We start from the raw sequence: 13,532 nt of genomic DNA on the forward strand, positions 1-13,532 counted from the left end.
CGCTTCTAAATGCATCTTCAAAAGCCTCAACACTCTTCGGATACTATTTTCGCTCTATAATCACCTGGGGAAATCCCCTCCAGCTCTTTAAAAACACGGGCAAATTGTTTACTGTTCTCGAAGCCTACCTCTTCTGAGACTGTTGCGAGCTTACCGCAGCCTTTTGCCAATAGCTCTTTAGCATGACGGATGCGGACCTTTTTTAAATAGATAACAAAATTCTCACCGGTATATGCCTTAAAGGCTTCGCTAAAATAAGAATAATTCAAGGATACATGATTGCTGACCATAGCCATATTCAGTGGACGGGCGTAGTTGGCTTCAATATAGCTCAGTGCCTCTTCCATATCCGCATGCTCGGTATGCGCGGACCTTACGCCTACAATGTATTCATTCACACTCAAGAGTAAGTTCTCCAGCGCACGATAATATTCGTGGAAATGACGATAGTTGTACATATTGCCTACCGTACGATACAGCTTCAATACCTCTACCGAGGCTTCGCCATGCACCCGAAACACTTCATCCAACACCAGCTCGTTTACATTCTGTCCCACGGACTCCAGATAAGCTAGGTCCAGTTCCTTCAAATGCTCAGTTTGAAAAATCACAGATAGAAGATGCTTCATCTCCTTCTCGCGTTCTGTTCCCAGCATATTGAGCAGCTTGCGAAGCTCCTCCTTAGGTAACGGAAAGTTAGACCGTCCCTGGCCAACATCCCCATAATCCAATAAACTCACTTGCGGATATAAAAAAGTATATTGCAGTGCCCGGCATGCTTCCTTATAACAGGAACGGAGGTCCTCAAGACTTCCTCCTTCGCTGCTAATCCCAATCGATAATCCCTTTATTTCCTTAGCTTCAGCTTGTCTGGACAGCTCCATAAAATCCTGTTTTCTACTCCCGATCAAGACTAATTTGCCATCCCAATCCGTTGTGATTTCCGAGAAAAACTTTTCAAGCGGTCCGATCAATCGTTCCGCCAGTCCCTGAACATCCCCCGACTTCATTCTTGTTCCGTCATTGTAATAGTAATTCAACACACCAACTGTAAAAGGTGCTTGCAGATCACTTAGCCACTCTTGCTGCTCACGCTCCAGCGGAACCTCCTGCTGCATTAGCAGTCCCCGTAAACGACTGGACCGCAGTTCCCTGCGGAAGTGTTCCGTTTCCTGTTCTAGCTGCCTTGCGCTGAGATCCTGTTCTTCCTGTTCCTTATCGATATTCTTCAAAATTTCGAACAACTCATCTCGGCGAATCGGCTTCAGCAAGTAATCCTTTACGCGATAACGAATCGCGCTTTTGGCATATTCGAAATCATCATACCCGCTTAAGATCAGCACTGCTGGGCTTTTCTCACCACTTGTTACCTTAGATATCTGCTCCAACAGCGTAATTCCATCCATCACTGGCATACGTATATCTGTAATAATAATATCTGCACCTTCGATCTTAAATATCTCGAAACCCTCTGCGCCATTACTCGCCATTGTGATGGTATACACGGACGGAAATTCTCTTTCTATCATAGTCTTGAGACCGTAACGGATATTCTTTTCATCATCAATGATCAGTAGCTTCTTCATAGTTGTTTTTCTCCTGTCAAAAGAACTTTCGGCAAGGTCAGACGTACCATCGTCCAACTCCCTGCCTCACTCTGTACTACAAGCCCATATTCATCACCATAAAAGATTTGCAGTCGCTGATGTACATTTCTCAGTCCAATACCACCTGTTCGGCGGTCAACATCTCTCTGTTCTGAGGCACTCTCACAGCGCTCATCTTTCGCATAAATCGCCTCGTTCAAAGCAACCAAACGCTCTGGAGTTAAGCCGATGCCATTATCACGAAGCTCTATGCAAATATCACCTTCCGTTTCCGAAATATGAATATGAATGTTCGGGTCCTGTAAATTCTCTTTCTCGTCGCACCAAGCATGCTTAACACTGTTCTCTACAATAGGCTGCAGTGACATTTTCAGCACCTCCAGCTCCAAATATCGAGGTTCAATATGAAGCACTAACTTAACCGGATATTCAAAACGAATATTCATCACTTCAATGTAATTTTCAATGTGGCGGACTTCATCCCGCAGCTTCACATACTCTCCGGACCATTTAAAATTATAGCGCATCATCCCACCCAGCGAGGTCAGTGCGTCCGAGATCGTTCGCTGGTTCTCAATTTCAGCCAGCATTTTTATATTTTCCAGCGTATTATACAAAAAATGTGCGTCAATCTGGTTATGCAGCGTACGCAGCTCAGCCTCTTTAGACAACGCCTGCTTGCTCACTGCCTGAGCCACCAACGTATTGATGGTATTCATCAGCTTGGAGAAATGATGGGCAAGCTCCCCGACTTCCCCTCCACCACGAATCATTATTCCAGTGTACGCTTCACCTCTGCGCACTTTTTTCATTGTTTCGGTCAATCTACGTAGATTTTTTAGAATAAAGGCATTTGTCACATAAGCGATCAGCGTTAGTAAAGTAATAAAACCAACATTGGCTCCAATAATTAAGTTGCGCGTGCGGGAGATATCCTTCATCACTCCCTCCATTGACACTACATTTAACAAATAAGCATCAATTCGTTCTAGCGGAGTGTTAATTAACAAAAACGATTTACCATTCTCCGAGTAATTACTGTCCCATTCGCCAGTTTCCCGGAACTGCTTATACCGTTCTGCAATCATATCAGCCATCTCTAGATTATCCTGCAAAAAAGAATTGTCCGGCCTGGTGAAAAGCTGCAGCTCACTATCCACAAGGAACATCTGGGTCTGATTATCCCGTACATCTGTATACGTCTTGGGTGTAAACCGACTCAGCAGCATATCCACCTGCACCATGCCGATATGATTGTCTGCTGGCCGACTCTTCTCACGCAGCAAAGAAACCTTTGGCAGACTCTCCGTCGGTGCTCCCAAGTATCTCTGCATCAAATCCGGATCACTTTTCTGAAAAGACCAGTATTCCTGCCCCTTCAATTGAAGCGCTTTCTGAAACCATGGGGTGGAAGAAACTCGCTCTTCGCGAAAGATAATCGGCCAAATTTCATGCACCTTATTGCTTCTCGAATACAGCCGTAAATGCTCAATATTCGGATTATTAAATTGAATACGAGTCATATTCACATAGGCATTTGTATTAAAATCAACCAAATCTACTAGCTGCGGCTCGGTTTCATTCGCTAAGAATTTTTCTACTTCGGCATCAGAATAAGCCATTTGTGCCGCCCGTTCCATCGCCTCAATCTGATTATGAATATGCAGCTTCTCCATTTGCGACAAATAATCATTTTTCTCGACGGCATCGCGGAGATAGGTATTATTAATGGCTTTATAGGAATAGACAGAAACCAGCATACACGGGCCTAAAACAATAAAAACATAAGCTGCAATTAAACGGCTCTGAAGAGATCTCCGCCCCCACCAATAACTAAAAGAATGCCATAATGCTCTGATTCGATCTCGCCTATTCACTTTATACACTTCTGTCCTGTCCACCTCGCTAAAATAGTGAATATTCAAATACTTAATAACTATTCCTTATTATAATTCGAAAATAACCCAAAAGCCCGCAGTTAGCGGGCATTTTGGGTCATGCTTTTTATTTTATGGACAGCTTCACTTTATTCTCTTCATATTTCTTTTGTTGGTAGGCATCAAATACATCTTCGCCTTCCTTCTTTCTCTTCTCTAAATACTCATTCCAAATCTTATCGAATTCCGCATCGGAAGAAGCCATGAGCAATTTCGGCATAGTTTTACCGCGCAGCTGTTTCAGCTTCGAAGCGATGATGCCTTCAGGAGAGTTTCCTGTTGGTTCGATTTGTTGGAACTCAGAGGAGCCTATGGATTTACCTCTAGTCCAATCTTCCAATTGCTTAAATGGTTCTACCGATTTAGGAGCCCATTGGTCCGTAATGTTCGTATTTTGCAGCATCCAGAATGTAAAGGAAGATCCGATTTGCTTATCAAACGTCGAACGGTCTTTATTCATCAAATCAAACACTTCTGGTTTAAATTGATCTTTTCCATCAATCGTATCGTAGCTGACACCTTTTTCGCCTAAGAACAAGTCTTTGTTGCCTTCTTCACTGTTCAAGTAGCTGAGGAAGCGGATAGCACGTGCTTTATCCTTAACATCTTTGGAGATCAGCGTTACCGTCCAACCGGAGATACCAGGGCCATCAAGGGTTGGTTTATCCAAGTTCGTATTGGAAGGTCCGTCAACAGCGATATACGTTTTGGTTGGATCCTGTTGGTAAATCGTTCCTAGCTGTGCTGCAAAGTCTGTACGTTGATACAGCATTGCGAAATAACGGCCTTGGGCAATTTTTTCTTCCATTTGTGGGCGTTTGTCGATAAAGATATCTTTAGCCAGCAGACCGTCTTGATTCGCTTGACGAAGTGCCTTCATCCAGCGGATATATTCAGGATCGGTTTCACGAGCATATACCTTGCCATCTTTTTCTCTTGGGATTGCCAAGAAGTTCTGCAGGTAACCTTCCAAAGAATCGTTACCGTTCTCGGTAAATTCATGCAAACCAAGTGGAATAAGCGGCTGTCCATTTACGTCAGGGAATTTCTCTTTCGCTAATTTAAGCGCATTCAAGAAACCTTCTGGTGTGCGCATATCTGGACTTCCAATAGCTTCATACATATCCTTGCGGACAGCGAATACTTGGTTGGATACGTAATTTTCTCCATATTTCTCATAGTCGGCAGGAGAGGAAGAAGAGTTAGGATAGCCATACACATTGCCGTCTTCTTGTGTATACCAGCCCAGCTTATCAGCATCGGATACTTTAAAGAAGTACGGATCATATTCATCAGCAAGTTTGTTCAATGGAAGAACAAGTTCACCTTCGACCATTTTCTTAATCGCATCTTCCCAGAAACCCAAAGTGATGAAATCAGGCAATTTACCGGATGCAATCAGCGTATTAAGCTTCTCATTCTCGTTACCAGCCGGAACGATAAAATTAATATCAACTCCGGTCTTCTTAGTTACATATTGGGAGGTTGGGTCCACGCCCCATTTATTAGGGAACCATGAGAAGTTCAGGTACCAGTCAAATGTAATGGGTGAAGTATCAATCTTCCATCCCGGTTCATCTGCTGATAATGCAGCAGCAGTCGGTTCAGCACTTGCCTCCGTATTAGTAGCTTTAGCGCTGTTAGCATTACCTTCGGCATTCTTGCCAGCATTATTTCCGCTGGAGCAGCCTGCGGCTGACAATGACATCATTATTGCGAGAAGCAGAACTCCCATTGCTTTTGGCTTACGTTTCATGCCCATGCTTGTTTACCCCTTTTCTATGAATGTTAATTATAAGCTCAACCCCAGTGCCTACAGCTGTAGGCAACCGGAGGAGTTATCACTGCTAGACATCAGCCCTTAATGGAGCCGATCATCATCCCTTTAACGAAATAACGCTGCAGGAACGGATACACGAATACTATCGGCAATGTGGTCACTACCATCGTCGCCAGCTTAATGGACTGTGACGTTACGCTTCTCGTAACGCTGCTGCCTTGTACAGCGACCATCATTTGACTAGAGCTCGATTGTGCGACGACCCGGAACAAATACGTCTGAATCGGCTGCAGATCAGTATTATTGATATAGATCATACCCGTGAAGTAATCATTCCACTGATACACGCCATGGAACAGCGCAATGGTAGCAATTACAGGCATGGATACTGGAAGTACGATTCTTAAAAAGATGGACCAATCATTAGCACCGTCAATCCGTGCCGCTTCTTCCAGCCCATCGGGAATCTCCCGGAAAAAGGTCATGAAGATAATAAGATCAAAGAAACTAAACATAACCGGAATAATATAGACTAGGAAATTCTCCAATAGGTGAAGGTCCTTCATCAGCAGGAAGGTAGGAATGAGTCCCCCGCCAAAAAAGAGAGTCACTGTACCCATAAGCATGTAGAACTTACCGCCAATGAGGTTTTTTCTGGAGAATGCATAAGCTACCATCGCTGTGAAAAATACATGCAGTACAGTACCCAAAAGTGTTTTGGCGACAGTAACCCACATCGCCTGCATGATGCCGGGGCTGGCAAACACGGCCTCGAAATTCTCAAAGCTGAACATCCGCGGCCACCAGTAGATTCCTCCCCGCATGGCGTCATTACCGTTATTGAAGGCGTTAACCAATACGTACCAGATCGGGTAAAGCGTTATGAAGCAGATACATAACATGATGAGGTTATTGATGATATCGAACAGGGCCTCGCCCTTCGTTTTACGCTTAAGTGCAAACATATATGGTCCTCCTTATCCTAGAACAACGATGTATCGTTGATTTTTTTAGATACTTGGTTGGCAATCAGCAGCAAGATTAGAGCGATAACCGATTTTAACAATCCAACTGCAGTTGAGTAAGAGAAGCGGCCTGAGAGAATCCCTGTATAGTACACATAGTAATCAATTACATTACTTGCACTATCATTCAGTGAGTTGCGCAGGACCAGAATCTGATCAAAGTTGGAGTTCAGCACTCCGCTGACCGCGAGAATGAAGAGAATGCTGATTGTCGATTTAATCGCCGGCAAGGTAACATACCACATCTTCTGAAATCTGCCCGCGCCGTCGATTGTCGCCGCCTCGTACATTTCAGGAGATACACCGGAAATTGCTGCTAAATAGATAATCGCTGACCATCCAAGTTCTTTCCAGATATCAGAGGAGATAATAATTGTCCAGAAGTAACCCGGCTCAGCCAAGTATGTAATTGGCTGATCAATAAGATGAAGCGCTAGCAAAATGTTATTGATAATTCCTACATCAGCAAGCCATGTAGCCAAAATCCCTCCGAGTACCACCCATGAGAGAAAGTGGGGCAAATACGAAATCGTCTGTATAGTCTTCTTGAATTTCATTGAACGAACTTCGTTCAGAAATAGAGCGAAGATTATCGGCAAGGGAAATCCGATAATTAGCTTAAACAAGCTAATGCCGAGTGTATTTTTAATTACATTCGAGAGATTGTCATCATCCATGAACTCTTTGAAATGTGTAAGTCCCACCCATGGGGCTTCTGCAATCGTTTTAACGATGTTGTAATCTTTGAAAGCAATGATAATTCCATACATGGGAATGTAGTTAAAGATTATCATCCAAGCAATGCCGAGTAGAGCCATTGTCTGCAAATGACGCTGGGCAATGAACCTCTTCCAAAGCGGACTGCGATTTACTTTACCGGTTTCGAAATTGCCAGGAATTAACGGCTTCATCGCTGAGCTTACTTCCATGCTTTTTTTGTTCTCCATCCTTTGGACCTCCAGGCTCTATATCTGTATTTAATCTAAAGCGCTTACAATGTTTATGTATCCATTGTATTTGCTTTTGCCTGTCTCCGTAAGGCTTTGAATTTCGGATTATAGGTTCCATTTTTCGGATTCATTGAAAATTTAAGGGCGAGCCGCAGCTCGCCCCTCTATTTTTATGCTAATACTGCTTGAATTTGCGCGATTTCTCCACGCCGCAGAGCCTCTGCCTCTTCACCGCGCACGAACGCTCCAGATATTTTAGTCATAGTTCCATTACGGTATACAAGCATCAAAGATTGAATGCTAACCTTCTTCTCGCCAAAGGTATTTTCACGTTTTGGGTTAGAATAGATTACCTCCGTATTCCCAAGGAAAGTGAAGGACAGATTGCCCTCTTCATCAAACAGCCATCCTGGCAATACCGGATCGAGAGACAGCGTAAGCGCTCCATCCTCCAATCTGAAAACATGGCTTCCAGCCATCATTGTTCTCCACATGCTTAAGAATTCCGCAGTCGATCCACTAAGTCTCGCTACGAACCCTCTACCGTGGTTATTTGGATCAGGATTGCCTCCAGTTGCGATAAAAGATGAATTTTCCAGTGTACTGCGTCCATAAACAGCAGGATCAAGGAATGGCACCAGCGACGTCTTCAGCTCACCGTAGAATTCCTCGTACAGCCCGCCCTTCAGCAGCTCAAGCAGATACTTATAGGACATGTGTAGGAAGTTAGACTCCCGTTCTAGCCAGCCTGGTGTGAAGGCTCTCATTCGTCCGATTTCATGCGATTCGCCTTCTAGACTAACAGAGGTCTGATACATAGATGTTGCCCGATCATACAGCTCTGTTTGCTTAATCAGATTATAGATTTCTTTTGCCTGCACCGGGTTCTTCATCGTCTTCAACCAGCGGGTAGGTCCTTCCAGGAAATAAGGCAAGGCATAAGCCTTAAACTCCTCTACCACAGCTTTTGGCAGTCCGTATCCGCTAATGACTGGCTGACCCTCAGCATCTGTTACCTGATGGAATTTCTCCGCTTCAAAACGGAAATAGGTGGGGGTAAGTCCATTGCCCATTTCTACCGCCTTGTTGATCCCCTCATCAATTTTAACTAGGAACTTGGAAAGGGCTTCGCGGATGTGCTCCAGCGTTACTGCGGACTCAACACCAGTAATGCCAAACCGGATACTTGCTCTATAAGCTTCACGGGCTGAAGCTACTGTATCCCAATAGTTGAATTGTTCCACATCTCCTGCTAGGACAGCAGTTACCGCGTGATATACCGCTTCAAGCAGCTCCGCGATTTCTTCTGGCAGCTTTACAGCTCCCTGTACATTCTCAGCACCGTTCAGCACATCCAGCAAAAAGACTACAGTACGCTTCAGCTCAAAAGTCTCACTCATTCCGGAGCCAAACAATCCTGGCAGACCGTTCATGGCATCGTTCCAGCCCGGCTTGTTGCCTTCCATCTCCACACCCATGCCGTAAGGGTCAAGCGTAGCAAATTTATTCAAAGCAAGAGACAACATCTTCACGAACAGATTGGTGTGGTAAATAGCACCTTGCCCACCTTCAGCACGCAGCCAATGGGTATCTCCTGCTTTCCATTTCAGCTTATGCAGCTTCTCCTCATCCTCCAGGAGGGCGCCATATTGCCGGGCTTTTCCATCACTAATTACATACTTCTCACTACGTGGCAGCACATATGCTGGGCTGTCATAGAACGCATAAGTGTTATCCCCAAATAAAAGCTCCTGCTTCTTGTCAGGGAAGATGTCCAAATAACCTACTACGAGATCCAAATTATACGTCCAGTGATCAGACCAGAAGCCTTCGCCAAAAGCAGCCTCAATGTTTTGCTGTGACAGGGCTAGCAGACCCGACAGAAACTCCTGCTCACTAACCTTCAACGTAACGTTATGATCCGCAATGTAATTGATCAGGCTGCCTGGGGTGAACCGACTGTTGCATAGCTTAACAAGCTCAGCTTGATGATCCGCAGCCGCTTCTCCGATCCATTCCGCAGCCTTCGCTCTGCTGTCTGACTTCACTTCAAAGGTTGTTCCTTGAACACTAAGTGGGTTGTAGCCATCTGCTTGAATTAAGCTATAGAACATTTTGATGTTGAAGCTGCCCACCTTCGGATTAAAAAACACATCATTCCGGCGGTTCTGATTCATATCGCGGAAGTTTCCGTTCCCCTGTGAATAGTATTCTGGGGCAAGCGAGAAGAAGTTATAGTCGCGCTCCAAATCGCCATGTTTACGGGAATATAAATGAACCACAAAGCCATCTCCGCCATTGTCAAAAATAAAAGGATAGCCTCCACGCAGGAAGTTATCGAGATAGGACTGACGGCAATAAGCATCAAACACAGCCGATGAAGTGTGCGTGGCAATGTCTTCTGTTAATTCCTCTGTCAGACCTGCGGCTTCTTGGGATTTGGACAGAATATATTCATCTCGGCATAAATGCTCTGCCTTTTTATTGATTTTATCGATGTCATTTACATGCCCAACCAAAGTATTCAGGGTCAAGCTGCTGCCGGGTGCCAAACGTCTAGCCACACCACTGAAGCCGCAAGGAACCTTATTGACTGGATATTGTGGAAGCTCACTCAGCTCCGAAAGCGTTAATCCCGCAAAGCGGTCTGGGTAAGTAAGAGAGGTATTGCCGCCGAAAATAAGCTCGAAATCAACGATTGGCGCGACTTTTTCTCCTTCTCCAGTAAACGACAGATAGAAATGCCCATTTGTGATTTCGCTAACCTGCGCGCTATCGTTGGTGCTGGAACGCAGCTTATAGAACGGAATACCGTTCTCCAGATTGTATACGTCCATCCAGCTGCGCAGCAGGTTACCAATCTCCTTGTAGCCGCTGTTTTCTACTCCGTAAGGCAAGATCTCAGGCAGACCATCCATCAGCTCCAGTTCAATCTCTTTGCCCCCGATATTCTCAATCTCCACCCGACGTACCAACGCGGCATAATCGTCATTAGGCAGATTGAAATAGTGTACGGTCGTCTTCAGCCCATGCCCGGCATGGCTTTCTTCAAGGGTCAGTCCGTTAGGCAAAATGGTCATGATCCGCTTGGCGGCAGGATCTGGACGTGCCGATTGAAATGGCTCATAAATCTCTTGCTCGCCTTTTATTTTAATAAAGGTTCGGAAGCCGGTGGTTCCTACGTCTTTATAAGAGATATTTGCTGGAGAAAATTCCATGATTGGCGAGTTCTTGTCGCGTACTCCAAAGCTGCAAATCGCTTGCCCCCGGTTCACATAAAAAGTCCACATTGGAATTCCCTTAAGACCTGCAAGACCTGGCAGGAAACTAGAGAAAGGCTTTCCTGTATCAAACTGCTCCATTACAAAATTACCTGATTCGAAATAATAATTACTCACGTTAATGTCCTCCTAAACTGTTACTTATTTATGAAATCAGATGCGTTACGATAGAATGAGGGGATAGCTCGCAGTTGGCAATCTCTTCGCCAAGCCCCAAGGTTACCGTGCGAGCTTCTTCGCTCTCATTCATCAATATGACAGCAAGGCTGCCGTCCGGATTACGGAATGCTGTGGATAGGATTCCTTCCGCTTCAGAAGTAAAGCCAATCCGTACCGCACCTGGCGCGATAAATTTACTGAAATGCCCGATATAATAATAAGAGCTGTTATAGTGCAATTCGTCTGTTGTTGTATCTGCAATAATTGGAGCATCACAGAGATTCCCTACATGATTGGGCCCGCCGGTCTCATCCAGTACCAGGTTCCAGTCCAGATACCCTTCTGTCCATGCATTGAGATCCCCAATCATATTTCTGCCGTAACGTTCACCTGTAAACCATTCGCCAAGCTTGACGCCGCCCTCTTGACAGCCCTCAGTGAACAATAGATGTTTGTCAGGAAATAGATCATGTACCTTCTCTACCTTGTCGAACTCCTCACCACCATACCAGTGGATGCCTGTACCCCACACATATTGTGCAGCTTCAGGATCAGACAACACGACCGAAGCACGTTCGACCATAATATCGCGGTTATGATCCCAGATAACAATGTTCACATCGGAATGGCCTGCCTGCTGCATCACTGGACCGAGATGATTTTTAACAAAATCGCGTTCCTCTTCCGCACTATAAATGCAAGAATCCCAGACTTGAACAGCAGCCGGCTCATTCTGCACGGAAACCGCCCAAATAGGTACGCCTTCCTTCCCATAAGCTTCAATAAATTTGGTATAATAGCGTGCCCAAACTTCAGCGTATTCTGGCTTGAGCGATCCTCCATTATTCATTTCACCATTTGTTTTCATCCATGCCGGAGGGCTCCAAGGAGAGGCCAACATCGTGAACGGTCCACCTTTTACCTGCATTGCATCCTTAATCAGCGGAATCACCCACTTATGATCATGGGAGATATCAAAGGTAGCCAGCTCCGTATCATGATCAGCGACATAAGTATAATTTCCAAGCGCAAAATCACAGCTATGAATATGAACACGACCCATGTTATAGCCTAATCCCTCTACCGGATGAAAGTAGCGATGAATAACCTCTGCCCGTTTCTCAGGACTGAGCCGTGACAACGTATATGCCGCAGCTTCTGTGAAAGCGCCGCCAAATCCTATCATCTTTTGGAACTCCTGCTCTGGCTTAAGCTCTACATCGGCAGATCCAGAATCAACTCTTGTGCTAAAAACAATTGCCTCTTTCGGAGTTAAGCGTTCCCCTGTATCTTTTGCAGTTACTACAGTTTGAACTTTTGCCATTTCATCCATCTCCTCTAATTGTTTTGTTACTAACAACAAGCACTGTCTTTACTGGATCACCATCCGATGTTAGGGTTCGGAGCGATGGGCCACTGAAACGTTTGAGAAAATTCAAGGAAGCCTTCGGTAAACTTTGATTTCAGCTCATTCGAAACCTAAAATCGAAACCGGTTTCGATTGTTGCGAAAAAAAATGATCTAACGAAGAGCAGGAAAAAAAGCGGCATAACAATATACCCATTATAGCCCCATTCCTCTGAATAAGCTGTAGCAAATACCACATAGGAAGAATTCGAGCTATGATGTCCTCTACTTTATCAGGACTCTTTTCTTTTCGTCAAGATTTATCCTGTGGGCAGCAGCCTGCTCTCTGTACTTATGGAATTTGATACAGCCCTAATTTCCACTCGGAGGCGCACAGGATTCCCGTTCGATCACTTCTACTGGAACTAGAACCGCTTCCTTATCCAACTGTTTCCCTTCAATCGATGCTAAAAGAATGTCCGCTGCTCGGCTTCCTAAAAGTTCCGTATCCTGACGAATGGTTGTCAATGCAGGTGTAACATACTCAGCTAGATCAATATCATCGTACCCCACAACTGAAATGTCCAGCGGTACGGAAAGTCCACTATCTTTTACCGCCATAATAGCCCCTAAAGCTAACATGTCACCCGAAGCAAAAACAGCGGTTGGCCGATCAGGCAGCTTAAGAAGCTCCAGCATCGCTTGATAACCACTTTCACGAGAATAAAAAGCTCCATTCACAACATAGGACTCCGGCACTTCAAGCCCCTGCTGCTTCATAGCGTTCTTATATCCTAACTCCCGGGTTTTACCAGGGAAAGTGTTCATACCTCCGGAAATATGAGCAATCTTGCGATGACCCAAAGAAACTAAATACTCTATCGCAAGCTGAGCTCCAGCCGTATTATCCGAACATACCGTATGCGACTGCGTAGTCTCAAAATCCAGAATCACAGTAGGAATATCACTCTCTAGCAGCTCACGGAAATAAGGGTCCTCGTAATCAGACAAGAATACGACAACACCATCTACACCACGAATTCGGCAATTCTCCAAATAACCACTTTGTTTACCTCCAACATCCTTGGAAATAAACATGAGGGCATACCCCTTATCCACAGCAACCTTCTTAAAGCTCTCAATCACAGCGCTAAAAAAGGGATGGCGAATACCAAATCCCGTATTCTCTACAAACAATACACCGATGGTCCATGATTTCTTAGTAGTCAGTGTACGGGCATGGGAATTCGGCAAATATCCCATTTCTTGGGCAACCCGGAAAATTTCCTGGCGAGTCTTCTCCCGTACATCGGAATAATTATTAAACGCCTTGGATACCGTTGTAGGAGAGTAACCGGTTCTTTTGGCAATATCATATATAGTTGTCAATCCGGTTCACTCCTTGCCCAGACTAATGAAATACCTTCTGATACCTTCTGTTCACTG

At 44.9% G+C, this 13,532-nt stretch carries 8 protein-coding genes; all 8 read right to left on the bottom strand.

Annotation, left to right across the window (positions count from 1 at the left end):
• Positions 1-26 precede the first annotated feature (26 nt).
• Positions 27-1,586: a response regulator gene (locus MKY63_RS08105; RefSeq protein WP_036682597.1), complete on the bottom strand. Its 1,560-nt coding sequence runs from the start codon at positions 1,584-1,586 to the stop codon at positions 27-29.
• Complete coding sequence (locus MKY63_RS08110; protein ID WP_080742381.1) at positions 1,583-3,493, bottom strand: sensor histidine kinase; 1,911 nt, start codon at positions 3,491-3,493, stop codon at positions 1,583-1,585. Before MKY63_RS08110 ends, MKY63_RS08105 begins: the two co-directional genes overlap by 4 nt.
• Before the next feature lie 118 nt (positions 3,494-3,611).
• Entirely contained in the window at positions 3,612-5,306 is a 1,695-nt protein-coding gene (locus MKY63_RS08115; protein WP_036682600.1) for an extracellular solute-binding protein, read from the bottom strand.
• Between the two features lie 92 nt (positions 5,307-5,398).
• Entirely contained in the window at positions 5,399-6,289 is an 891-nt protein-coding gene (locus MKY63_RS08120) for a carbohydrate ABC transporter permease (RefSeq protein ID WP_036682603.1), read from the bottom strand.
• A 17-nt stretch (positions 6,290-6,306) separates the two neighbouring features.
• Positions 6,307-7,260, bottom strand: a complete 954-nt coding sequence (locus tag MKY63_RS08125) for an ABC transporter permease subunit (protein ID WP_051491255.1) — start codon at positions 7,258-7,260, stop codon at positions 6,307-6,309.
• A gap of 209 nt (positions 7,261-7,469) precedes the next feature.
• Positions 7,470-10,697: a hypothetical protein gene (locus tag MKY63_RS08130; RefSeq protein ID WP_036682608.1), complete on the bottom strand. Its 3,228-nt coding sequence runs from the start codon at positions 10,695-10,697 to the stop codon at positions 7,470-7,472.
• A gap of 28 nt (positions 10,698-10,725) precedes the next feature.
• A complete protein-coding gene (locus MKY63_RS08135; RefSeq protein WP_036682611.1) occupies positions 10,726-12,063 on the bottom strand; it encodes a glycoside hydrolase family 30 protein in 1,338 nt (445 codons plus the stop codon).
• A gap of 395 nt (positions 12,064-12,458) precedes the next feature.
• Entirely contained in the window at positions 12,459-13,475 is a 1,017-nt protein-coding gene (locus tag MKY63_RS08140; protein WP_036682614.1) for a LacI family DNA-binding transcriptional regulator, read from the bottom strand.
• Between the last annotated feature and the right edge of the window lie 57 nt (positions 13,476-13,532).

The sequence above is a fragment of the Paenibacillus sp. FSL R7-0189 genome (assembly GCF_037969925.1).
Classification (GTDB): Bacteria; Bacillota; Bacilli; order Paenibacillales; family Paenibacillaceae; genus Paenibacillus_AQ; species Paenibacillus_AQ odorifer.

Excerpts from the sequence above, each read along its gene's own strand:
- MKY63_RS08105 (WP_036682597.1), bottom strand. The coding sequence starts at position 1,586 with ATGAAGAAGCTACTGATCATTGATGATGAAAAGAATATCCGTTACGGT.
- MKY63_RS08135 (WP_036682611.1), bottom strand. The coding sequence starts at position 12,063 with ATGGCAAAAGTTCAAACTGTAGTAACTGCAAAAGATACAGGGGAACGC.
- MKY63_RS08125 (WP_051491255.1), bottom strand. The coding sequence starts at position 7,260 with ATGAAGCCGTTAATTCCTGGCAATTTCGAAACCGGTAAAGTAAATCGC.
- MKY63_RS08120 (WP_036682603.1), bottom strand. The coding sequence starts at position 6,289 with ATGTTTGCACTTAAGCGTAAAACGAAGGGCGAGGCCCTGTTCGATATC.
- MKY63_RS08115 (WP_036682600.1), bottom strand. The coding sequence starts at position 5,306 with ATGGGCATGAAACGTAAGCCAAAAGCAATGGGAGTTCTGCTTCTCGCA.